The sequence below is a fragment of the Bradyrhizobium sp. LA6.1 genome (genome assembly GCF_040547805.1).
GTDB classification, from domain to species: domain Bacteria; phylum Pseudomonadota; class Alphaproteobacteria; order Rhizobiales; family Xanthobacteraceae; genus Bradyrhizobium; species Bradyrhizobium barranii.
This window is the reverse complement of the sequence record NZ_JBEPQK010000014.1, coordinates 103,724-126,377: the sequence shown is the minus strand read 5'-3', so window position 1 is coordinate 126,377 and position 22,654 is coordinate 103,724. Positions and strand designations below refer to the sequence as shown.

At 65.5% G+C, this 22,654-nt stretch carries 18 protein-coding genes and 1 pseudogene; 12 read left to right on the top strand and 7 right to left on the bottom strand.

Translation table 11 applies throughout. The annotated features are described in order from the left end of the window. Nucleotides 1–21: 21 nt before the first annotated feature. The gene (locus ABIB99_RS29610; protein WP_354178879.1) at nt 22–1,224 is read left to right on the top strand and encodes a YbfB/YjiJ family MFS transporter; all 1,203 of its coding nucleotides are present in this window, start codon (nt 22–24) and stop codon (nt 1,222–1,224) included. A gap of 120 nt (nt 1,225–1,344) precedes the next feature. Here ABIB99_RS29610 and ABIB99_RS29605 read toward each other — a convergent pair whose 3' ends face one another. The 4 genes from ABIB99_RS29605 to ABIB99_RS29590 form a co-directional block, all read right to left on the bottom strand. Further along, the gene (locus ABIB99_RS29605; protein ID WP_063980374.1) at nt 1,345–2,127 is read right to left on the bottom strand and encodes a molybdopterin-binding protein; all 783 of its coding nucleotides are present in this window, start codon (nt 2,125–2,127) and stop codon (nt 1,345–1,347) included. A 13-nt stretch (nt 2,128–2,140) separates the two neighbouring features. Continuing rightward, on the bottom strand, nt 2,141–2,770 hold the full coding sequence (locus ABIB99_RS29600) for a cytochrome b/b6 domain-containing protein (RefSeq protein ID WP_071908680.1): 630 nt from the start codon (nt 2,768–2,770) through the stop codon (nt 2,141–2,143). Nucleotides 2,771–2,953: 183 nt separating this feature from the next. Then, complete coding sequence (locus tag ABIB99_RS29595; RefSeq protein ID WP_014490676.1) at nt 2,954–3,508, bottom strand: fasciclin domain-containing protein; 555 nt, start codon at nt 3,506–3,508, stop codon at nt 2,954–2,956. A gap of 316 nt (nt 3,509–3,824) precedes the next feature. Further along, nucleotides 3,825–4,586 carry an SDR family oxidoreductase gene (locus ABIB99_RS29590; protein WP_354178876.1) on the bottom strand — a complete coding sequence of 254 codons (762 nt, stop codon included), beginning with the start codon at nt 4,584–4,586 and terminating at the stop codon, nt 3,825–3,827. A 95-nt stretch (nt 4,587–4,681) separates the two neighbouring features. Between ABIB99_RS29590 and ABIB99_RS29585 the strand changes: the two genes are divergently transcribed. Further along, nucleotides 4,682–6,211 carry a malonate--CoA ligase gene (locus ABIB99_RS29585; RefSeq protein ID WP_354178874.1) on the top strand — a complete coding sequence of 510 codons (1,530 nt, stop codon included), beginning with the start codon at nt 4,682–4,684 and terminating at the stop codon, nt 6,209–6,211. Between the two features lie 192 nt (nt 6,212–6,403). Here ABIB99_RS29585 and ABIB99_RS29580 read toward each other — a convergent pair whose 3' ends face one another. Then, nucleotides 6,404–7,264 carry a sulfite exporter TauE/SafE family protein gene (locus tag ABIB99_RS29580; RefSeq protein ID WP_063980370.1) on the bottom strand — a complete coding sequence of 287 codons (861 nt, stop codon included), beginning with the start codon at nt 7,262–7,264 and terminating at the stop codon, nt 6,404–6,406. Nucleotides 7,265–7,772: 508 nt separating this feature from the next. On the opposite strand from ABIB99_RS29580, the gene sdhC reads away from it, so the two are divergent. The 10 genes from sdhC to ABIB99_RS29530 all read left to right on the top strand — a co-directional run bounded on the left by sdhC (nt 7,773) and on the right by ABIB99_RS29530 (nt 19,679). Then, on the top strand, nt 7,773–8,171 hold the full coding sequence (gene sdhC / locus ABIB99_RS29575) for a succinate dehydrogenase, cytochrome b556 subunit (protein WP_028151914.1): 399 nt from the start codon (nt 7,773–7,775) through the stop codon (nt 8,169–8,171). Continuing rightward, nucleotides 8,168–8,572, top strand: coding sequence for a succinate dehydrogenase, hydrophobic membrane anchor protein (gene sdhD, locus ABIB99_RS29570; protein ID WP_063980369.1), 405 nt, complete (start codon nt 8,168–8,170; stop codon nt 8,570–8,572). Before sdhC ends, sdhD begins: the two co-directional genes overlap by 4 nt. A 3-nt stretch (nt 8,573–8,575) precedes the next feature. Continuing rightward, nucleotides 8,576–10,411, top strand: a complete 1,836-nt coding sequence (gene sdhA / locus ABIB99_RS29565) for a succinate dehydrogenase flavoprotein subunit (protein ID WP_354178871.1) — start codon at nt 8,576–8,578, stop codon at nt 10,409–10,411. Between the two features lie 25 nt (nt 10,412–10,436). Further along, nucleotides 10,437–11,219 (top strand): succinate dehydrogenase iron-sulfur subunit, encoded by a 783-nt coding sequence (locus tag ABIB99_RS29560; protein WP_028151918.1) that lies wholly within the window; start codon nt 10,437–10,439, stop codon nt 11,217–11,219. A gap of 165 nt (nt 11,220–11,384) precedes the next feature. After that, nucleotides 11,385–13,541 carry a hybrid sensor histidine kinase/response regulator family protein gene (locus ABIB99_RS29555; RefSeq protein WP_354178869.1) on the top strand — a complete coding sequence of 719 codons (2,157 nt, stop codon included), beginning with the start codon at nt 11,385–11,387 and terminating at the stop codon, nt 13,539–13,541. 52 nt (nt 13,542–13,593) lie between these two features. Further along, the gene (locus ABIB99_RS29550; RefSeq protein WP_354178867.1) at nt 13,594–15,552 is read left to right on the top strand and encodes an ABC transporter ATP-binding protein/permease; all 1,959 of its coding nucleotides are present in this window, start codon (nt 13,594–13,596) and stop codon (nt 15,550–15,552) included. Between the two features lie 220 nt (nt 15,553–15,772). After that, a complete protein-coding gene (locus ABIB99_RS29545) occupies nt 15,773–16,597 on the top strand; it encodes an FkbM family methyltransferase (protein WP_354178865.1) in 825 nt (274 codons plus the stop codon). A 22-nt stretch (nt 16,598–16,619) separates the two neighbouring features. Continuing rightward, nucleotides 16,620–17,006: a VOC family protein gene (locus ABIB99_RS29540; RefSeq protein WP_208083890.1), complete on the top strand. Its 387-nt coding sequence runs from the start codon at nt 16,620–16,622 to the stop codon at nt 17,004–17,006. A gap of 84 nt (nt 17,007–17,090) precedes the next feature. After that, a complete protein-coding gene (locus ABIB99_RS29535; RefSeq protein WP_085403099.1) occupies nt 17,091–17,333 on the top strand; it encodes a hypothetical protein in 243 nt (80 codons plus the stop codon). A 186-nt stretch (nt 17,334–17,519) separates the two neighbouring features. After that, nucleotides 17,520–19,679 carry an OmpA family protein gene (locus ABIB99_RS29530; protein WP_354178863.1) on the top strand — a complete coding sequence of 720 codons (2,160 nt, stop codon included), beginning with the start codon at nt 17,520–17,522 and terminating at the stop codon, nt 19,677–19,679. A 54-nt stretch (nt 19,680–19,733) separates the two neighbouring features. On the opposite strand, the pseudogene ABIB99_RS29525 reads toward ABIB99_RS29530, so the two are convergent. Beyond that, a pseudogene (locus tag ABIB99_RS29525) lies at nt 19,734–20,689 on the bottom strand (homocysteine S-methyltransferase family protein). Nucleotides 20,690–20,793: 104 nt separating this feature from the next. Then, nucleotides 20,794–22,551, bottom strand: coding sequence for an alkaline phosphatase (locus tag ABIB99_RS29520; protein WP_354178861.1), 1,758 nt, complete (start codon nt 22,549–22,551; stop codon nt 20,794–20,796). Nucleotides 22,552–22,654 lie beyond the last annotated feature (103 nt).

Genomic DNA, 22,654 nt, shown 5'->3' with positions numbered 1-22,654 from the left:
CTGGGCGTGCCGGAGTATCCCTTGCGCGCCCCTGATCGTCCCCCGCCCGACGCACATCCCGCGCGGCTGATCCTGACCCTGTCGCTGGCGGCGACGGTCGGGCTCGGCATCGGCCGCTTTGCCTATGCGCTGGTGCTGCCCGATATGCGGGAGGACCTCGGCTGGTCCTACTCGGCGGCCGGTTTCATGAACACCATCAATGCCGTCGGCTACCTCGTGGGCGCGCTTGTCGCGTCCCGGCTGATCCAGCGCGTCGGCTGGTCGGCGGCGATCCGCGGCGGAACCCTCGCCTGCGTCGCCGCGCTCGCCACCTGCGCGCTGACAGGCAATTTCGTTGCGCTGAGCCTCGCACGCCTCGTGCTGGGCTTGGGTGCGGCGGCCGGCTTCGTCGCCGGCGGCGCGCTGGCCGCGGCTATCGCGCAGTCGCGCCCGGAACGGGCCAATTTCCTGCTCAGCCTGTTCTATGCCGGGCCCGGCATAGGGATTCTCGCCTCGGGGCTGATCGCCCCGTTCACGCTGCAATATTTTGGGCCGGGCTCGTGGTGGCTGGTGTGGTGGGCGCTGACGCTGCTGTCCGTCGTGATGACCGTGCCGCTGTTCCTGATCCGCATCGAGAGTGGGGTGCGCTTCTCGGAAGGCAGCCACGCCGCCTTCGCGATTCTACCCGTGCTGATCTATCTCGCCGGCTACTTCCTGTTTGGCGCCGGCTACATCGCCTACATGACCTTCATGATCGCGTATGTGCGCGACGGCGGCGGCGGGGCCGCGGCGCAGGCCGCGTTCTGGAGCCTGATCGGCCTCAGCGCCTTCGTCACACCCTGGGTCTGGCGCGGCGTGCTGGCGCTCGACCGCGGCGGACTTGCCACCGCCATCATCCTCGGCACCAACGCGCTCGGCGCGGCCCTGCCGATGCTTGGGCATTCGCCGGCGTGGCTTGCGGTCTCGGCGGTGGTGTTCGGCGTCGCCTTCTTCGCCGTGGTCGGCTCGACCACGGCCTTCGTGCGCTTCAACTATCCGCCCGAGATGTGGCCTACCGCGATCGCGGCAATGACGATCTCGTTCGGCGTCGGGCAGACGCTCGGCCCGATCGTGGTCGGCGCGATCACGGATGCACTGGGGAGTCTGAGTTACGCATTGAATGTGTCAGCGGCGCTGCTGGCGCTGGGGGCGGTGGCCGCGTTGTGCCAGCGCAAGGTGGGGCCGGCCAAGCAATCGGTGCCGTAGGGTGGGTTGGCCGAAGGCGTAACCCACCACTTCTGCCACTGCGGAAACGAAAGAGGTGGATTACGCCGTGCGACCGCGCTTCGCGCAGCCGTAGGGCTAATCCACCCTACGGCAGCGTGCCTAGCTCCCGCTGAACGAATTGTACCCCTGGTCTTCCCAATAGCCGCCCTTGTAGTCGTTGGTGACTTCCATCGAGACCACGTATTTCGGGTTCTTGAATCCGAGTTTCGTCGGCACGCGGATCTTCATCGGGAAACCGTAGGCGCGCGGCAAAATCTCGTTCGCGTATTTGAACGTCATCTGGGTTTGCGGATGCAGCGCGCTGCGCATGTCCAGCGGCGAGTTGTAGCCGTCCTTGTCGGCGCACTGGAACCAAACGTATTTCGCACGCGTGTCGGCGCCGATCAGCTTGAGGAAATCGCGGAGCGGCGTGCCGGTCCAGCTTCCGATCGCGCTCCAGCCCTCGACACAGATGTGGCGGGTGATCTGCGTGACCTGCGGCAGCTTGTAGAGCTCGTCCAGGGTCCAGGACTTCTTGTTGTCGACGAGGCCGCGCACCTCGAGCTTCCAGTCGGCGCCGTCGACATCGGGCGCGTCGTCGAGATCGTAATAGGCGTTGAACGGGAACGGTTTCGTAATCGCGCTCTCGGGGAAGGTCGGCGCCAGCGCGTCGGGATTGAACATCCACGCCTGCACGGCGTCGTTGAACTTCGAGACCTTCGCGAGCAGGGTATCGGCCGACGAGGAATCGACGACGTCGCAGCCGGTGAGCAGCGTCAGCGCGCCGAGGCTGGCGCCGCCGGCGATGAAGCGGCGGCGGGTGAAGTCCGGCATGGACTTGATGGAGTCCTTGATCAGCAGCCGCTTGTCGACGCCGGGGATCAGGAATGAACGTTTCGCCAAGACTTCCTCCCTCTCAGCGACCAATGATCATCGCGCGCAGGCTCTTCGGCACCAGCAGCGCGAGCAAGACGTGAACGACGAGGAAGGCGCAGATCGCGGCCATGCAGAAGAAATGGACGTAGCGCGCGGTCGGGTAGTCGCCGAACAGCATCACGAGCCAATGCAGTTGTACCGGCTTCCACATCGACAGGCCCGACAGCACGATCAGCACGCCAACCACGATGATGCCGGCGTACAGTGCCCGCTGCACGTAATTGTAGACGCTCAGATCGTCATGGCCGAGCTTGAAGGTCAGGGCAGCCCTGACGTCGTGGAGCACACCGGACGGCGTGATCGGCAGCAATTTTTTGCGGAAGCGGCCGGTGGCGAAGCCGGTGATGAGATAGGCGAGGCCGTTGATCATCAAGAGCCACATGGCCGCAAAGTGCCAGAGCAGGCCGCCGCCGAGCCAGCCGCCAAGCGTATATTCGCGCGGAAAACTGAAGCCGAACAGCGGCGAGGCGTTGTAGATCTGCCAGCCCGACAGGATCATCAGGATCATGGCGACCGCGTTGGTCCAGTGCATGACACGGACCCAGGCCGGCTGGATCACTTTGGCGGGGGTGGCGCTGACCTGCTCGTCGCTGACTGTGAGGCTCGACATGATGGTTCCGTCCTGAAGGTCGTCTGACACCGAATATACGCCGATACTTCCGCTTTCGTTACGCCCCCGCACGACGCCGAATCGAGTCTGCGGGCGGCCTTGGTCACAATAAAGCGAGCCGGGTGCCCCCGGCTCGCCGTTTCGTCGCATCCTGCTTGCGGGATGAAACAGGGACGCGCGGTGTTACGTCGCCGGCATCAGCACGGTATCGACCACATGGATCACGCCGTTCGACTGGTTGACGTTGGAGATCGTCACCATCGAGGTGCCGCCCTTGGCATCGACGATCCAGACCTTGCCGTCCTGCTTCTTCACGGTCAGTTCCTCGCCTTCGGCGGTCTTCATCTTCTTGCCGTCGGTGAGGTCGGAGGCCTCGAGCTTGCCGGGCACGACATGGTAGGTGAGGATCTTGGTCAAGGTCGCCTTGTTCTCGGGCTTGACCAGGTTGTCGACGGTGCCGGCCGGCAGCTTGCCGAAGGCGGCATTGGTGGGCGCGAACACCGTGAACGGGCCCTTGCTTTCCAGCGTCGGCACCAGGCCGGCCGCCTTCACCGCCGCCACCAGCGTGGTGTGATCCTTGGAGTTGACGGCGTTCTGGACGATGTTCTTGGACGGGAACATCGCGGCGCCGCCGACCATGACGGTCTTCTCCTCGGCGCGGACAGGCGCGACGACGGTCGCGGTGATGGCCAGGGCGCTGAAGGCGGCGGCAGCGAGATAGGCAATACGCTTCGACATGGAGAGTCTCCCGATTGAATTGTGACCGGCAATTGCCGGCATTTGCGTTGGGGCAACAACGGCGCCTGCGACCTTTTGGCGTGAAGCAGCAGTGCCGTCGTTGGACCGAACTACGGGAGGGTTCGCGATGGGGTTTCGGGAAATAATTTATCGTGATGCGTGAAACTAAGCGGGGGCACGTTCGTGTGTGAGCGAGCGCGCCACACATCTCAGGAGCCGTAGGGTGGGCAAAGGCGCGCATGCGCCGTGCCCACCATCTCTCCGCGATTGAGGATAGGTATGGTGGGCACGCTTCGCTTTGCCCACCCTACAAGGCTCAATCCCTGTTGTTCGGCGTCTGAATGAATCCGCGATTATGCGTCGGGCTGATCAGGAGCTCGTTGATGCAGACGCGCGGCGGCATCGATGCGATGAACGCGATGGTGCGGCCGAGATCTTCCGATTGCAGCATCTTGGCCTGCTCCGCCTCGCTCGGCACCACCGGGCGCAGCTTCAGGATGGGAGTAGCCACCTCGCCCGGCATCAGGCAGCAGGCGCGCAGGCCGTTGACGCATTCGTCCATGTTGAAGGAATGAGTCAGCGCCAGCACCGCATGCTTGGTGGTGGTGTAGGCCGGGCCCGGCATCTTCGAGACCTGGCGGCCGGCCCAGGACGAGACGTTGATGATCGAGCCATCCTGCTGCTTGCGCATCGTGGGCAACACTGCGCGCATGCAATACAGCACGCCGTTGAGGTTGACCTGGACGAGCTCGTCCCAGCCCTCCAGTTCCATGTCCTTCCAGCTCCGCTTGGGGACATTGATACCGGCATTGTTCACGAGCAGGTCGATGCGGCCGTGCTTGGCGACGATTTGATCGGCCGCCTTCTGGGCTTCGGCGGCGTTGGACACGTCCAGCGCAATTGCCTCGGCCGCCCCGCCCGCCTTGGCAATCCTGGCAACCACGGTATCCAGGGCGTCCTTGCGGCGGCCCGAGACCACGACTATCCAGCCGTCGGCCGCGAGCGCCTCGGCGCCGGCCTCCCCGATCCCGCTGCCGCCGCCCGTCACCCAGGCCACGCGTTTCCCGTTTTTGGTCATGCAAACTGTCTCCGTTGCTTCATTGGGGCGGTTTTTGCTAATCCAGCCCTCGGTTTTGACCGGCCTTGTTTGCCTTGCGGTCGAGGAAATCTTGCATGAACCAAGCTGCCAACGCCAACCTGTTTTCCCGCCTGTTCGACGGCCTGGACGATCCCAAACGCCTCGCGGTCGAGACGCAGGACGGCGGCCGTATCAGCTATGGCGATCTGATCGCGCGGGCCGGGCAGATGGCGAACGTGCTGGTCGCGCGCGGCGTGAAGCCCGGCGACCGCGTCGCGGTGCAGGTGGAGAAATCGGTCGCCAATATCGTGCTGTATCTCGCCACCGTGCGGGCCGGCGCGGTCTATTTGCCGCTGAACACGGCCTATACCCTCAACGAGCTCGATTACTTCATCGGCGATGCCGAGCCGTCGCTGGTGGTCTGCGATCCCTCCAAGGCCGAGGGCCTCGCCCCGATCGCCGCCAAGGTGAAGGCCAGGGTCGAGACGCTCGGGCCCGACGGCAAGGGCTCGCTGACGGAAGCCGCCGACAAGGCCAGCAGCGAATTCGTAACCGTCTCGCGGGCAAACGACGATCTCGCCGCGATCCTCTACACCTCGGGCACCACCGGCCGCTCCAAGGGCGCGATGCTGACGCACGACAATCTCGCGTCGAACTCGCTCTCGCTCGTCGGCTACTGGCGCTTCACCGACAAGGACGTGCTGATCCACGCGCTGCCGATCTACCATACGCACGGCCTGTTCGTGGCGACCAACGTGACGCTGTTTTCGCGCGCGTCGATGATCTTCCTGCCGAAGCTCGACCCTGATCTCATCATCAAGCTGATGGCGCGCGCCACGGTGCTGATGGGCGTGCCGACCTTCTACACGCGGCTGCTCCAGAACTCCGCGCTGTCGCGCGAGACCACAAAGCACATGCGGCTGTTCATCTCGGGCTCGGCGCCGCTGCTCGCCGAAACCCATCGCGAATGGTCGGCGCGCACGGGCCATGCGGTGCTCGAGCGCTACGGCATGACCGAGACCAACATGAACACGTCGAACCCGTATGACGGCGAGCGCGTGCCCGGCGCGGTCGGCTTTCCCCTCCCCGGCGTCGCCGTGCGCGTGACCGAGCCCGAGACCGGCAAGGAGCTGCCGCGCGACGAGATCGGCATGATCGAGGTGAAGGGCCCGAACGTCTTCAAGGGCTATTGGCGCATGCCGGAGAAGACCAAGTCCGAATTCCGGCCCGACGGCTTCTTCATCACTGGCGACCTCGGCAAGATCGACGACAAGGGCTACGTCCACATTCTCGGCCGCGGCAAGGATCTCGTGATCTCCGGTGGCTTCAACGTCTACCCCAAGGAAATCGAGAGTGAGCTCGACGCCATGCCCGGCGTGGTCGAATCCGCCGTGATCGGCGTGCCGCATGCCGATTTCGGCGAAGGCGTCACGGCGGTTCTGGTCTGCAACAAGGGCGCCGACGTCACCGAGGCCGCGGTGCTGAAGGCGCTCGACGGAAGGCTGGCAAAGTTCAAGATGCCCAAGCGCGTGTTCGTCGTCGACGAATTGCCGCGGAATACGATGGGCAAGGTGCAGAAGAACGTGCTGCGGGATACGTACAAGGATATTTACGCGAAGAAATGAGTGGGGGAGCTCTGCTCTCTCGCCGTCATTGCGAGGAGCCTCTACCCGGTACGCTGTCATGCCCCGCGAAGGCGGGGCATCCAGTACGCCGCGGCCTCTCGGATCAATCACCGGCGCTGGTGGAATACTGGATCGCCCGCCTTCGCGGGCGATGACAGCGGAGGATGTGGCGCGGAGTTCAGCCGAAGCCGTTCACTGTCCGCCCACCAAGCTCATCACAAACCGGCTTCCGACGATGAACAGATAGCAGCCGAACGCCACCTCCAGCGTTCGCTTCGACATCGCATGCGCGGCTCTCACGCCGAGCGGCGCTGTCACGAGGCTCATCGGCATCACCAGCACGGCGCCGATCAGCGAGACGTAGCCAAGCGCGAACGGGACTTGCAGCGCTGCGACGGCCGGATAGGTCGCCGCCGCCGGCCAGCCGGCATAAATGTAGCCGAGCGCGCCGGGGATCGAGATCAGGACCGCGAGTGCCGACGAGGTCGCCACTGCCTGGTGGATGGGCCGGCCGTAGAACGTCATCAGCAGGTTCGAGAACAAGCCGCCGCCGATGCCCATCAGCGTCGAGAGGATACCGACGCAGAAGCCGTAGACGCGCATCAGCGGGCCTTTGGGCAGATCATCGCCGAACTTCCAGCCCTCGCGCGCGAAGATGAGACGCGCCGACGCGGAATAGGCGACGCAGACGAACACGATCTTGAACAGCTTCTCCGGCGCGTAACGCGCGATGACGCTGCCGGCGACGACGCCGATCACGATCGGCAGCCACCACACGCGCAGGATCGTCATATCGACGGCGCCGCGCTTGTAGTGCGCCTGGAACGAACGGATCGAGGTCGGAATGATCACCGCGAGCGAGGTGCCGATGCAGAGCGGCATGCGCACTTCGAGCGGCACGCCGGCGATCCGGAAGCATTCGTAAAACACCGGCACGAGAATCGCGCCCCCGCCAATGCCGAACACGCCGGCCAGGAATCCCGAGAGCGCGCCGGTTGCGATCAGCAACAGCGCGAGCTCGACGATCTCCTTGATATCAAGACCTGCAATCACCCCTGACCTGCCCCGGCGACTGGTCGCAACTTCTCCGAAACATGCCTTCGGAAAGCTGCGTGCGGAGCTTTAGGCGATCTGATTCTCGCGGTCGACACGCCACATCTTGCGGCTGGGGTGGAATGCAAGGTGCGCATATCCGGACAGGGGCCAAAACGGGCCGGGGCGGGAGCTGTTTGGTGCCGTCCGAAAGGCGTTAGCGGCTCAAAAGACCGGCCCCGGGCGGGTTTGGACGGCATGGTCCGTTTAGAGGCGTTCCAATAGCAATTTCAACGCGCATCGGTCCCTTCAGAACAAATGAATCTATATTCTGTTTTTCGTTGGCGGACAGAAGTGCTGGTATACCAAGCCACTGATTGGCCTTGCATCATCAACGCTCTAGAGCTGAACCGCGGTTCGATTTATGGCGATTTGGTGATTGCGCAGGCGAAATCGACTCCGTAAATAGAGCCGACCTTTCGCGATCCCCGCGTGCCCCCTGCTGGGCCGCAATAAACATCAAAAGCCCATGACCGCACGGATCGAACGACCGCTTTCCCCCCACATGCAAGTCTACCGCTGGACGCTGACGATGGCGCTGTCCATCGTCCATCGCGCCACCGGTATCGCGCTCTACGTCGGAACCCTGCTGCTGGCCTGGTGGCTGATCGCGGCGGCTTCCGGCCCCGCCGCCTATTCCCACGTCCAGGCCTTCACCGGCAGCATCATCGGCCGGCTGATCGTGTTCGGCTACACTTGGGCGCTGATGCACCATATGCTGAGCGGTATCCGGCACTTCGTGTGGGACCTCGGCTACGGCTTCAAGCCCAATGAGCGCGAGGCCCTGACCTGGGGCGCGCTGATCGGCGGCATCGTGCTCACGGTCCTGATCTGGATCATCGCCTATGCGATCGGAGGCGGACGATGAGCGCGACCGATACGCCCAAGCGCAGCATGCGCACCCCGCTCGGCCGCGTCCGCAATCTCGGTGCGGCGCATTCGGGTACGTCCGATTTCTGGCGCCAGCGCATCACCGCCGTCGCCATGACGCTGCTGATGATCCCGGTGCTCGTGATCATCATGATGCTGCTCGGCCGCAATCAGGCCGGCGCCGCGCAGATCCTCGGCTCGCTGCCGATCGCGGTGATCCTGCTGCTCTTCATCGCCGCCAGCGCCTGGCACATGAAGATCGGCATGCAGGTCGTGATCGAGGACTATATCCATAACGAGAAGCTGAAGCTCATCTCGATCATGCTCAACAATTTCTTCTCGATCGCCGTGGCGCTCGCCTCGACCTACGCGATCCTCAAGCTTTCATCCGGAGTGTAACCCATGGCCACAGCGACGAATGGCAAGGGCAACGGCGCTCCCGCCACCAACGGCAAAGCCTATCCGATCGAAGACCACACCTATGACGTCGTCGTGGTCGGCGCCGGCGGCGCGGGCCTGCGCGCCGTGGTCGGCTGCAGCGAAGCCGGTCTGCGCACCGCCTGCATCACCAAAGTGTTTCCGACCCGCTCGCATACGGTTGCGGCCCAGGGCGGCATCTCGGCTTCCCTCGGCAACATGCACAAGGACGATTGGCGCTGGCACATGTACGACACCGTGAAGGGGTCGGACTGGCTCGGCGACCAGGACGCGATCGAATACATGGTGCGCAACGCGCCCGAGGCCGTCTACGAGCTCGAACATTGGGGCGTGCCGTTCTCGCGCACCGAGGACGGCAAGATCTACCAGCGCCCGTTCGGCGGCATGACCATGGACTACGGCAAGGGCCAGGCGCAGCGCACCTGCGCCGCCGCCGACCGCACCGGCCACGCCATGCTGCACACGATGTATGGCCAGTCGCTGCGCCACGCGGCCGAGTTCTTCATCGAGTTCTTCGCCATCGACCTGATCATGGACGACCAGGGCACCTGCCGCGGCGTCATCGCGCTCAAGTTGGATGACGGCACGCTGCACCGCTTCCGCGCCCAGACCGTGATCCTGGCGACCGGCGGCTACGGCCGCGCCTACGCCTCCTGCACCTCGGCGCACACCTGCACGGGCGACGGCGGCGGCATGGTGCTGCGCGCCGGCCTGCCGATGCAGGACATGGAGTTCGTGCAGTTCCACCCGACCGGCATTTACGGCTCGGGCTGTCTCGTCACCGAAGGCGCGCGCGGCGAAGGCGGCTATCTCGTCAATTCCGAGGGCGAGCGCTTCATGGAGCGCTATGCGCCGTCCGCGAAGGACCTCGCCTCGCGCGACGTCGTCTCGCGCGCGATGACCATCGAGATCCGCGAAGGCCGCGGCGTCGGCAAGAAGAAGGACCACATCTTCCTGCATCTCGACCATCTCGATCCCGCGGTGCTGGCCGAGCGCCTGCCGGGCATCTCCGAATCCGCAAAAATCTTCGCCAATGTCGACGTGACGCGCGAGCCGATCCCGATCGTGCCGACCGTGCACTACAACATGGGCGGCATCCCCACGAACTATCATGGCGAAGTGCTGACCAAGCGGGATGGCGACGACAACGCCATCATCCCCGGCCTGATGGCGATCGGCGAAGCCGCCTGTGTCTCCGTGCACGGCGCCAACCGCCTTGGCTCCAACTCGCTGATCGACCTCGTGGTGTTCGGCCGCGCCGCCGCTTTGCGTCTTGCCGAAAAGCTCACGCCCAACGCCAAGCAGCCGGAGCTGCCGGCGAACTCGTCCGAACTCGCCCTCGGCCGCCTCGACCATTACCGCTACGCCTCCGGCGGCACGCCGACCGCGAAGCTGCGCGAAGGCATGCAGCACGTGATGCAGAACAACTGCGCGGTGTTCCGCACCGGCGACATCCTGAGCGAAGGCCAGAACCTGATCGAGAAGGTCCACAGCGGCATCACCGACATCGCCGTGTCAGACCGCTCGTTGGTGTGGAATTCCGACCTGATCGAGACGCTCGAATTCGACAATCTGATCTCGCAGGCGGTGGTGACGATGGACTCCGCCGCCAACCGCACCGAGAGCCGCGGCGCCCACGCCCGCGAGGACTTCTCCGCGCGCGACGACAAGAACTGGATGAAGCACACGCTGGCCTGGCTGGACGATGCCGGCAAGGTCAAGATCGAGTACCGCCCCGTTCACGACTACACCATGACCAACGACGTGCAGTACATCCCGCCCAAGGCGCGCGTGTACTGAGCGAACAGCGAAGGCCTTAATCGAAATGGTTGAATTCGCACTTCCGAAGAACTCCAAGATCACCGGCGGCAAGACCTGGCCGAAGCCGGCGGGCGCGACAGACGTTCGCGAATTCCGCGTTTATCGCTGGAATCCGGACGACGGCAAGAATCCGAGCGTCGACACTTATTACGTCGACACCCATGATTGCGGTCCGATGGTGTTGGACGGCCTGATCTGGATCAAGAACAACATCGACCCGTCGCTGACCTTCCGCCGCTCCTGCCGTGAAGGCGTCTGCGGCTCCTGCGCGATGAACATCGACGGCCAGAACACGCTCGCCTGTACGCGCTCGATGCATGACGTCAAGGACGGCGCGGTCAAGATCAACCCGCTGCCGCACCAGCCGGTCGTGAAGGACCTCGTTCCTGACCTCACCAATTTCTACGCGCAGTACGCCTCGGTCGAACCGTGGCTGAAGACGACCTCGCCGACGCCGCAGAAGGAATGGCGCCAGAGCCATGAGGACCGCGAGAAGCTCGACGGCCTCTACGAGTGCATCCTCTGCGCCTGCTGCTCGACCTCGTGCCCGAGCTATTGGTGGAACAGCGATCGCTATCTCGGCCCGGCCGCCCTGCTCCAGGCCAACCGCTGGGTCTCCGACTCCCGCGACGAGGCGACCGGCGAGCGGCTCGACAATCTCGAGGACCCGTTCCGCCTCTACCGCTGCCATACCATCATGAACTGCGCCAAGGCCTGCCCGAAGGGCCTGAATCCGGCGGAAGCCATCGCCGAGCTCAAGCTCAAGATGGTCGAGCGCCAGATCTAGGCCTCATTCATGCTACGGCTCCCCGGCCGCGACGGCCGGGGCATTCTACGCCATAGCCCGCACCACGCGCGAACGTCCGGATTACAACCTCCGGTTCCATCGACAGGCCACTTCCTTCCCAGCGGGAATTTCAAGTAAGCTCTCCGGTCAGGGACCGGAGCGACTGTGCAGGGTGCGCAACGCAACTCGCTGAGACTGTTGCAGTGGATGATGGCGGCATCCCTGGCGCTGCCGATTGCACTGTTCGTCTTCACCTCCACGATCTCCTACACATCGACGAAGGACATCGCCGACCGCGAGATCGAGCGCACGCTCGATGTCGCCCATGAGCACGCGCTCAAGGTGTTCGAGACCATCGACCGCAGCTTGGCCGAACTCAACGAAGTCGTGCGCGGCCTTCCCGACGAGGTCATCCGCTCGCGCGAACCGGCGCTGCATCGCCGCCTGAAACGGCTGACCGATGCGCTGCCGCAGCTCAAATCGGCCTGGATCTTCGACTCGAACGGGAAATCGCTGGTCAACAGCCTCGCCTCGCCACCGCAGGATCTGAGTTTTGCGGACCGCGATTACTTCTACGCCCATGTCGACCAGAACATTGGCACGTTCGTCGGCGCAGCCCTGACGCCGCGTCCGCCCTATCAGGGGGCACGCTTCTTCGGCATGAGCCGGCGCCGCGAAACCGACGATGGCAGCTTCATCGGCGTCATCCAGGCCTCCGTCCTGCCGGAATATTTCGAGAGCTTTTATGCCAGGATCGGCTCCGATCCCGGCAGCTTCTTCGCCATGGGACGCACGGACGGCGTGGTGCTCACCCATTTTCCCCGGCTCGACCGCGACTTCCGGCTCGATCCGACCGGGCCGGTCGGGCAGCAGATCGCCGCTCACCCCGAGCACGGCCTCATCACCATCGCCTGGCCCTCGGACGGAATCGAGCGGCGCGTCGGCTACAGGCGCGTCGCCGAATATCCGATCTATGTCAGCGCCGGGCTCGAGACCGCGGCGATCCGCGCGCGCTGGCTCGCCACCATGGGCCAGCATCTGGTGTTCGGCATTCCCGCCACGGCGCTGCTGTTTCTGCTGCTTGCGCTCGCGTTCCGGCGCACCCAGCATCTCCACGCCGAGGCCGCAGCGCGACGCGAGGCCGAGGAGGCGCTCAAGCACAGCCAGCGGCTGGAAGCGCTCGGCCAGCTCACCGGCGGTGTCGCGCACGACTTCAACAATCTCCTCACCGTGATCCGCGCCTCGGTCGACCTGTTGAACCGGCCGCAGCGGAGCGAGGAGCGGCGGCAGCGCTACATCAATGCCATTGCGGACGCGGTCGCGCGCGCCGCCAAGCTGACCTCGCAGCTGCTGGCGTTCGCGCGGCGCCAGACCCTGAAACCGGAAGTGTTCGACGTCGGGGAACGGATGCAGTCGCTGCACGACATGCTCGCCACGTTGCTCGGGCCGGCGATCGAGATCGGAATCCGGCTGCCGACCGAGCCCTGCCTCGTCAAGGCTGATGCCGGCCAGTTCGAGACGGCTCTGATCAACATGGCGACCAATGCGCGCGACGCCATGCAGGGCAAAGGCAGGATCACCTTCGCCGTGCAGGCGGCGGCGACCATACCCGATACATTGGTGCACGTTTCGGGCAGCCATGATCTTGCAGGCGGCGATGGCTTCGTCAGTGTCGCCGTCAGCGACACCGGCATCGGCATTCCCGCCGCACGATTGGGCCGCATCTTCGAGCCGTTCTTCACCACCAAGCAGGTCGGCCAGGGCACCGGTCTCGGCCTGTCGCAGGTGTTCGGCTTCGCCCGGCAATCCGGCGGCGAGGTGACTGTCGAGAGCGAGGTCGGCCAGGGCAGCACCTTCTCCCTCTATCTGCCGCGCATGCCGGCAGACCTGCTGCCGCAGCGGCAGGCGCCCAACACCGCACCGGCAGTGGCCGGCAGCGGCATGTCGGTGCTGTTGGTCGAGGACAATATCGAGCTCGCCAATTTCGCGGCCGACGGCCTCACCGAGCTCGGTTACAGCATCACTTTGGTGGACAACGCCACCGACGCGCTTGCCGAGCTCACCGTGGACACAGATCGCTTCGACGTCGTGTTCTCCGACGTGGTGATGCCCGGGATGACCGGGCTCGATCTGGCGCAGGCGATCCGCGAGCGCGGCATCCGCGTGCCGATCGTGCTGACCACCGGCTACAGTCAGGCCCTGTCACAAGATGGCGCCGCCGGCTTCGATCTCGTGCAAAAGCCCTATTCGATCGAGGAATTGTCGCGCGTTCTTCATCGGGCCGCGAGGCTCCGGCCGGTCCGCGACGGCGCCGCCGAGTGAGGCTGGCATGGAACCAACGGGAACCGATTGATTTGGTTCGCGTTATCCGCTCATGCACAAGCTGGCCGCAAAGCGCGAACAGGGCAGGAAGCCCCCCATTGTCGAGATCAAGGGCGAGAACGGCGACGAGGTCACGCCGCCGCCGCCGGAGGTTATTGAACCCGATCCCGCACTCTCGCCCGAGGAGGCAGAGCAGGTTCGCAAGGACTATCTGCTGACGCGCTTCTGGATCAGCTCACGTGGCTTCTGGGGCCGCAACGGCGACCGGCTGGCGTGGCTCTACTCGATCGGCCTCGTCGTGCTGATCGTCCTCACCGTCGGCTTTCAATACGGCATCAACGTCTGGAATCGCGCGATCTTCGACGCCATCGAGAAGCGCGAGGCGAGCACCGTCTTCCATCTCACCGCGGTGTTCTTCCCGCTCGCGATCGGCAGCATCGTGCTCGGCGTCGCGCAGGTGTTCGCGCGCATGGGAATCCAGCGCCGCTGGCGCGCCTGGCTCACGGCAAGCGTGCTGACGCGCTGGCTGGCCAATGGGCGCTATTATCAGCTCAACCTGGTCGGCGGCGACCACAAGAACCCTGAATATCGCATCGCCGAGGATCTGCGCGTGGCGACCGATTCCCCGGTCGATTTCCTCGCCGGCGTGACCTCAGCGCTGTTGTCGGCGGTCACTTTCATCATCGTGCTCTGGACCATCGGCGGCGCGCTCACGGTCACGCTTGCGGGATCGACCATCACCATCCCCGGCTTCCTCGTCATCGCCGCGATCCTGTACGCCGCAATCGCCTCCGGTTCGATCCTGGTGATCGGCGGGCGCTTCGTGCAGGTCTCCGAGGACAAGAACCAGGCCGAGGCGGATTTCCGCTACACGCTGACGCGCGTGCGCGAGAACGGCGAGAGCATCGCGCTGCTCGGCGGCGAGGAGGAGGAGCGCGGCGGCATCGATCGGAATTTCACCAACGTGCTGCGGCAGTGGGCGCGTTTGGCCGGCCAGCACATGCGCACAACACTGGTGTCGCAAGGCTCGAGCCTTGTTGCTCCCGTGGTCCCTCTCCTGCTCTGCGCGCCAAAATTCCTCGACGGCAGCATGACGCTCGGACAGGTGATGCAGGCGGCCTCCGCCTTCACCATCGTGCAGAGCGCGTTCGGCTGGCTGGTCGACAATTATCCGCGGCTCGCCGACTGGAACGCATGCGCGCGTCGCATCGCCTCGCTGATGATGTCGCTCGACGGCCTCGAGCGCGCCGAGCAGGGCGACGGCCTCGGCCGCATCAAGCGCGGCGAGACCAGCAACGACGCCATGCTAGAGATGAAGGATCTCTCCGTCACGCTCGACGACGGCACGGCCGTGGTCGGCGAGACCGAGGTGGTGATCGAGCCGGGCGAGCGGCTGCTCGTCGCCGGTGAATCCGGCACCGGCAAGAGCACGCTGGTGCGCGCCATCGCGGGGCTCTGGCCATGGGGCGGCGGCAGCGTCAATTTCCATCCCGACCGGCGCCTGTTCATGCTGCCGCAGCGGCCTTACGTGCCGTCCGGCAGCCTGCGCCGCGCCGTCGCCTATCCCGGCGCCGAGGACGACTGGACCGTGGAGGAGATCGGCGAAGCCCTGCACAAGGTCGGCCTCGACCACCTCAAGGAGAAGATCGAGGAAGAGGGACCGTGGGACCAGACGCTGTCAGGCGGCGAGAAGCAGCGCCTCGCCTTCGCGCGGCTGCTGCTGCACAACCCCGACATCGTCGTGCTCGATGAAGCGACCTCCGCGCTCGACGAGAAGAGCCAGGACAAGATGATGCAGATGGTCACCGACGAGTTGCCGAAGGCGACCATCGTCAGCGTCGCCCATCGGGTCGAGCTGGAAGCCTTCCACAGCCGCAAGATCGTGCTGGAACGCCGCAAGGGCGGCGCCAAGCTCGTCAGCGATATCGACCTGATCCCGCGCAAGGGCAAGCGCAAGCTGCTCGGGCGATTCCTGAGGCAGCGGAAGGCGGCGCCAAAAAAGGCGGCGTGACACGCTGTCGTCCCGGGGCGCGCGAAGCGCGAGCCCGGGACCCATAGCCACGGGATTGAGTTTGGCGAGGACTCGTAGTTGCCAGTCCCATGTCACAACTCCTCCCTGGGGTTATGGGTCCCGGGCTCGCTTCGCGCCCCGGGACGACAGCTGTGATGGAGCGTTGGAGTCCCCGGCAAAACCGGCTATGCATGCGCCGCTTGCAACGAGGATCGCCTGCTTGACGCCCGACAACGCCCCTTCGTCCGCGCCGTTCGGCGCGTTTGCGCCGAACGCGGCGCAGGCTGCGATCATCCGCCTTGCGCAACAGTCGGGGCTGAAGCGCGGTGCGTTCCGCCCGTGGATGTCGCGGCTGGTCAACCTGATGCGCGGCGGGCCGATCGATGTGCAGTACCAGGGCGCCTCGTTCCGCTTCTATCACCAGGGCAGCGCGACCGAGCGCGGCGCGCTGTTCAATCCCGACTACAATCTCGACGAACTCGACTTCCTGCGCCGGCACACCCCGGCAGGCGGCGTGTTCGTCGACGTCGGCGCCAATGTCGGGACCTTTGCCCTGGTGATGGCGCAGCAGGTCGGCACCAATGGCAAGGTGGTCGCGATCGAACCGCATCCGATGACGTTTGGACGGCTTTCGTTCAATCACGCCGCGTCGAAGACGATGCAGGTGCGCCTGGTGCAGGCTGCCGCCGGTGACAGCGACGGCGAGCTCATGATCGAGAGCGGCGGCGGCAATCTCGGCGCCACGCACGTCGTCACCGGCACGGCCAGCGCGGACGCCATCAAGGTCCCATCACTGCGGCTGACACGCATTCTGGACGAGGCCGGCGTCGGCCAAGTCGATTCGCTCAAGATCGACGTCGAGGGCTTCGAGGACCGCGTGCTGATCGGCTTCTTCCGCGACGCGCCGCAATCGCTGTGGCCGCGCGCGGTGGTGATCGAGCATCTGTCACAAAACGAATGGCAGCAGGATTGTATCGCTGACATGGTCGCGCGCGGCTTTGCGATCGCGCGCAAGACGCGGAGCAATACGTTCCTGTCGCGCTAACCGTGAGCAAGGGAGATTTGCGATGATCGACCATTTGGGTTTTTCGGTCTCCGACTATGAGCGCGCGAAAGCGTTCTACGCCAAGGCGCTGGCACCGCTCGATTACAGCCTGATCATGGAAGTGACGGCGGAGCAGACCGGCCACGCTCCGGCGGCAGGCTTTGGCGCCAACGGCAAGCCGGACCTCTGGTTCGGTGCCGAAGGCGCGATGAACAAGCCGGTGCATATCGCGATTCTCGCGAAGGATCGCGCCACGGTCGACGCCTTCTACAAGGCGGCCATGGCGGCCGGCGGTCGCGACAACGGCGCACCCGGCATCCGCCCGCATTATCATGCGAACTATTACGGCGCGTTCGTGCTCGACCCTGACGGACACAACATCGAGGCCGTCTGCCACGCGCCGGAATAGCGCGCGTTCAGGCACGACACGACAAGGAACATCGGCGCGGCATCATCGTTGTCATTCTCCAGACAACTGACCTCGATGATGCCGATGCCGATCGAACCGCCCGAGATTCCGCCGGCAACACCAGGCACCCCCACCGAGCCGCCGCCTGGAATTCCGCCGGGCAATCCGCAGCCTGAAATTGCGCCGCCGGTGCGCGAGCCCGGCGAATCACCGCGGCCCGACGAACTGCCGGGCCACGTGCCGGAAGAGATTCCATCGCGCGGACCGAACGGACCGCTCACGCCGAATCCCGCGACAGATGCAAGTTCGCTGCGCGATCACATGTGAGGCGAAGCATCACATGTGAGGCAATTGCAACCTGCGTCTGAATGCGCAATGAACGTCACCATAGTGAGGTGATTTGCGTGCAGAAATAAATCGGCCCGCGACCTCTTCGCCCGCCACATTCCGGCCTAACGCGTAGCTGTTCATCCCGACACTTCGTCAAAGAACCTTCCGGGGAAGTTCACCATCATGACCAACCTTCGTTTCGTGCTGCTTGCAACGACGGCTCTGACCGCGATGCAATTCGCAAGCTCCGCATCGCATGCGCAAAGCGCGCCGCCGCTCGTGGTCGCGCAGGCGCAGACACAACCACCAGAGACCGACAAATCGAAGCAGCCTCCGAAGGAAGCGCCGAAGGGACCGCCGCCTGGCGCACGTCCTGCCGCACCACCTCCTCCTGCCGCGGCACCGCCTGCAGCTCCTGCGCGCCCCACGGCGCCGCCGCCCGCAGCTGCACCTCCGCATCCTCCCGCTCCGCCGCCGCCGGCTGCCGCGCCATCGCGCCCGACCCCACCACCGCCTCCTCCGCCTGCGGCACGTCCGGCACCTCCGCCTCCGCCGCCACCCCCACCGCCGGCAGCGCCCAAGCAGCCGTCGCCGCCTCCAGCTGCGGCACCCCAGCAGCATGCGCCTGCGCCAACTCCGCCGCCGCCGGCCGCGCAGCAGCACACGCCGACGCCGCCTCCCGCCGCAGCTCCGCCTGCCGCGCGTCCCGCTCCGACTCCGCCGGCAGCAGCAACGCCGCCCGCAGCAGCACCCGCACGTCCGGCACCTGCGGCTACGCCGTCGCCTTCACCGGCCGCGCCTGCGGCCCGCCCTGGCGCGGCTGCACCGACCGCCACGCCTGCTCCGACGGCGACACCTGCGCCGACGGCAACGCCGGCACCGGGCGCCACGCCCGGCGCACCGCCGACTGGACGCCCGGGCACCCCGCCGCCCGGCGGACGTCCCGGCACGCCTCCGGCTGCAGGATCACCGACACCGGCCCCCGGTGCCGCGCCCGCTCCAACGGCCACGCCGGCCCCCGGTGGCGCTCCGACGCCGCTGCCGGGCCGTCCCGGTGCAGGACCGACGCCCGCCCCCGGCACAGCTCCGGCGGCGACGCCGACCCCTGGTCAACAGGGCGGAACGCCTCCTGCTGGCGCGCCCGCAGCCGGAACTCCGGCTGCGCCGCCCCAGGCCGGCGGCCTCCCGCCGCGGCCCGCGGCGCCCGCCGGTGCCGCTGCGCCGAGCACAGTCCCGGGCTCAGCGGCCGCAACGCCGCCGCCCAACCGGGCGCAATTCGCTCCGCCGACGGTTACGCCTGCCTTCCAGGCCAGGCCGACAGTCGTCGCACCGCTGCCACCTCCGCCGCGCCCGCCGCAGCGTGACCTGACACCGCTCGCGATCGGTGCGGGCGTGGTGGCCGGTGCCGTGATCGGAGCCACCATTGCCGACCTGCACAACCAGCGACGCGAGGCCATCGAAGGCGGCCGCACCGTCTACACCGAACCGGATCGCATCATCATCCGCGATCCAGGCGGGCAGGCCTACGTCCGCGGCAACGACCTCTATCGCTTCCGCTATGGCGCCCGCGACATCCGCACCGACACCGTCGGCGGCGAGACCCGCACGGTCGTGATCCGTCCTGATGGCAGCGAGGTCATCACCGTGGTCGGTCCCGACGGTTCGCTGCTGCGGCGAATCCGCAGGGACCCCGGCGGGCGCGAGATCATCATCATCGACAACAGCTACCGCGATCCGCGGTCGGTCGGCGGCTTCTATGTCGACGTGCCGCCGCCGGTGGTCAACATGCCCTACGATCGCTACATCGTCGACGCCGAGGAAGCATCGCCGGACGTGATCTACCAGACCATGGAGGCACCGCCGGTACAGCGGATCGATCGGCGTTACACGCTCGACGAGATCCGCTACAGCCCCAATGTTCGCATGCAGATGCCAAGCATCGACGTCAACACGATCACCTTCGAGACGGGCTCGTGGACCATCCCGCCGGACCAGGCGGCCCGGCTGCAGGGGATCGCCGACGGTCTCAACCGTGCGATCCAGCGCAACCCGCGTGCGGTGTTCCTGATCGAGGGACACACCGACGCGGTCGGCAACGAGGTCGACAATCTGTCATTGTCGGATCGCCGTGCGCAGTCCGCGGCCGAATTGCTGACCCAGCAGTTCGGGGTGCCCGCCGAGAACCTGACCTCGCAGGGCTATGGCGAGCAGTATCTGAAGGAGCAGACGCAAGGACCGAGCCTGATCAACCGGCGCGTCACGGTCCGCAACATCACGCCGCTGCTCAACGGTGGCCAGGCCTCGCTGCCGCCGCCCCCCCCCGGCACCGCGCCGCCGCGCTGAGGCGAAGCACAAATGCAAAATGGCCGGGAGCAATCCCGGCCATTTTTGCTTGGATCAGGCGCCCGCTGCCTGAAGCGGCACACAGGCAGCGCAGATGGCTGCGGCATGCCTGTGATCGGTGCCGCAGCAACCGCCGAGCAGTTGCATGCGCGGGAATGCCCGCCTGAGCGCCACATAACGGCGGCCAAGATCGGCGGGATCGCCGCTGTCGAGCACCTCGGACTCATCGAGCTCGGCATGACTCTTGGCCGACGCATTGGCCCTCACGCCATGAATGCGTTCGACCCATGGCTCGCCGGCTTGGAGGGCACTCTCGAAATGGGTCGGATGAGCGCAGTTGATCAGGAAATATTCGCAGGCGCTTTCCGTTGCACGATCGACGATTTCGATCGCCTCCCGCAGGGTCTCTCCCCTGACCAGGCAACCGTCAGTTGCGACCGTGAAGGAGTGGCAACCGGGATCGCGTGCACCTTTGCAGCGCGCACCACGCCGATGGCTTCATTGACGCTGTTCAGCGTGAACGCGGTGACCATGTCGGCGCGGGCCTCGGCGAAGGAGGCGATCTGGGACGAATGATAGTCCATCGCCTCCGTCGCATCCATGTTGCCGGCCTTGTAGCCGTCGCCCCGCGGACCGATCGCACCGTTGATCACACAGGGCAGGCCGGAGGTCTCCCATGTGCCGCGCAATTCCTCAAGAAAACGAATTGCCCGCATGTTGATGGCCCTGAGCGCGTCCATATCGTAGCCGAGCTTGGCACCCCAATCAGGATTGGCGCGCCAGGTCGGGCTGTCGAGCACGAAGCCGAGCCCATGCTGACGCGCGATCGCAAGATAGGCCTCGTAATACTGCCTCAGATGCGAGCGGCCGGCCTCGCTCTCGAGCAACACGAAGGCAGCAAAGTGAGGAAGCTCCAGACCTTTGTGAAAGATCAGGGTCGTCTCCATGCCGCCGTCGGTCAGGAAGATGCCGCCGCGGCGCTGAGGCAGATTGTCTCTGTACTTCGCCATTGGTCGCTCCGTCGCTGCGAGGCCCCACTCATTCGGTCGTTTCAACCTCCTTCCGGTCTCATGCGAGATGGTGCCGCATAATGTCGCGCGGTACGCGACTGCTCCTATTGCCCTGCGGCGAGCCCAAGCGCATCGACCATCACGCGAAACACTTCGGTGTTGTCCATCGAGCCGTGCACGCGCTCGCTGCCCGGGCCAGTGGCCGTCAGGATGACGTCCTCGCCCGAATGCACGCTGGCACCGATCATCGCCGACAGATTGCCCGGGCGCAGCACCGCGCCGGGGACGTCCTTGTATTTGTCGTTGGCCTTGAAGGTTCCGTCGTCGCCGGCCTTGACGGTCGGCTCGTTGGGATTGTCGAGCTTCGGGCGGAACGTCTCGTAGTGGTCCGGCAGGCTGGCCGAGAAGATGGCGAGCCGGCGGCTCACATCGACGCGTGACGGATAGCCCTCCGCATCCGGCGCCGGATAATTGGGAAATCCGGCCTGCTCGTAGACGCCGACGCGCTCGCGCAAGGGAACGTTGGGCGTGGCGCCCATGTCGTCGTTCACCGTGCCGACAAGGCTGTTGGGATGATTGTGGTCCGCCAGGACCAGGATGAGGGTGTCGTCGCCGCGCGCCCGTGCCCATTCGCGCGTCTGGCGCACCGCGTTGTCGAGCATGATCGTGTCGTAGACCGCCCGCTCCATGTCGAGCAGGTGCGCATATTTGTCGATCAGTCCGGATTCGACCATCAGGAAGAAGCCGGTCTCGTTCTTCGAGAGGATGTTCAGCGCCGCCCGCACCTGCTCGGTCAAATCAGGCTGCTCAGGAAATTTCTTCACGCCGCCGCCCTTGAGGAATTTGCGGTCGAGCACGCCGTCCATGTTGCCGGTCGCGAACAGGCCGAGCAGCTTGCTTGTCTCCGGCTTTGCGGCAGAAGCGCCGAACTCGCTCGCAGTCGTCGCAACCTGATAGCCTGCGTCGCGGAACTTCGCGATGTAGTCGGCTTCGTCCTTGCGTTTGGAGCCCGCCGCGGACTTCGGCAGAAAATTCGCGCTACCGCCACCCATCAGCACATCCGGCTTCGCCGCGAAGAACTGCTCGACGATCTCGTCATAGGCGGCGCGCCGGCGGGTATGCGCAACCATCGCGGCCGGCGTCGCGTCTTCGATCTCGGTGTTGGTGACGACACCGATCGCCATGCCGTGCCGCCGCCTGGCAAGACTCGTGATGGTTTCGACGCGGGGATCGTCGAACGGGCTTGCGGTGCGGTCCGCATAGACGCCCAGGGCGTTGACGGCGCTCTTGTGGCCGGTCGCATAGGCGCTGGCCGAGTTCGCGGAGTCCGTGATGATCGAGTCCGAGCCCGCGGTCGCCACCAGCGCCATATGGGGCATGTCGTCGATCGCGAGCTTGCCGCGGCTCTTGCCTTCCGCAATCCCCTTGGAGAGGATTCGCGCTGCGACCCGATGCGCTGGCGACATGCCGTCGCCGATGAACAGGATGACGTTCTTCGCCTTGCGCTGACCGGTGTCGTAAACCGTCCATGCGATGCTGCGCTGCTGCGTGCCGTCGCTGACATCCACCGTGACGGTGCCGGGCTTGGTCAGCGTGACGTCGCGCAAAATCAGCGCCGACTGGTCCTTGCCGTCCTCGCGATCGATGAAGGTCCCGCTACGTCCGAACGCGACAGCATAGTCCGTGCCGTTCACGGTCACCTTCAGCCTGGCCGGATCGACCGGCCCGGGAAACTCGACCTTGAAGTCGAACCGGGCGCCAGCCAGGATCTCGGTACGATCGATCGGATAGATCGTCTGCGCCGACAGCGACGTTGTCCAACAGAGGGCGATAAGTGAGGCGAGTGCCGATCCCTTGACCATGCTCGATGCTCCGCAATCCCGTTTCCAACAGGAGCGGGAAACTAGCGATCGAGAATGACACCGTCATTAAGTCGCGCGTCGCCCGGTCGGGCGACAAAAGGCC

What these genes read in the sequence shown, in the direction of transcription:
- ABIB99_RS29600 (WP_071908680.1), bottom strand. Translation starts at nt 2,770, where the DNA reads ATGTCGAGCCTCACAGTCAGCGACGAGCAGGTCAGCGCCACCCCCGCC.
- ABIB99_RS29595 (WP_014490676.1), bottom strand. Translation starts at nt 3,508, where the DNA reads ATGTCGAAGCGTATTGCCTATCTCGCTGCCGCCGCCTTCAGCGCCCTG.
- ABIB99_RS29590 (WP_354178876.1), bottom strand. Translation starts at nt 4,586, where the DNA reads ATGACCAAAAACGGGAAACGCGTGGCCTGGGTGACGGGCGGCGGCAGC.
- ABIB99_RS29585 (WP_354178874.1), top strand. Translation starts at nt 4,682, where the DNA reads ATGAACCAAGCTGCCAACGCCAACCTGTTTTCCCGCCTGTTCGACGGC.
- sdhC (WP_028151914.1), top strand. Translation starts at nt 7,773, where the DNA reads ATGACCGCACGGATCGAACGACCGCTTTCCCCCCACATGCAAGTCTAC.
- sdhD (WP_063980369.1), top strand. Translation starts at nt 8,168, where the DNA reads ATGAGCGCGACCGATACGCCCAAGCGCAGCATGCGCACCCCGCTCGGC.
- sdhA (WP_354178871.1), top strand. Translation starts at nt 8,576, where the DNA reads ATGGCCACAGCGACGAATGGCAAGGGCAACGGCGCTCCCGCCACCAAC.
- ABIB99_RS29560 (WP_028151918.1), top strand. Translation starts at nt 10,437, where the DNA reads ATGGTTGAATTCGCACTTCCGAAGAACTCCAAGATCACCGGCGGCAAG.
- ABIB99_RS29550 (WP_354178867.1), top strand. Translation starts at nt 13,594, where the DNA reads ATGCACAAGCTGGCCGCAAAGCGCGAACAGGGCAGGAAGCCCCCCATT.
- ABIB99_RS29540 (WP_208083890.1), top strand. Translation starts at nt 16,620, where the DNA reads ATGATCGACCATTTGGGTTTTTCGGTCTCCGACTATGAGCGCGCGAAA.
- ABIB99_RS29535 (WP_085403099.1), top strand. Translation starts at nt 17,091, where the DNA reads ATGCCGATCGAACCGCCCGAGATTCCGCCGGCAACACCAGGCACCCCC.
- ABIB99_RS29530 (WP_354178863.1), top strand. Translation starts at nt 17,520, where the DNA reads ATGACCAACCTTCGTTTCGTGCTGCTTGCAACGACGGCTCTGACCGCG.
- ABIB99_RS29520 (WP_354178861.1), bottom strand. Translation starts at nt 22,551, where the DNA reads ATGGTCAAGGGATCGGCACTCGCCTCACTTATCGCCCTCTGTTGGACA.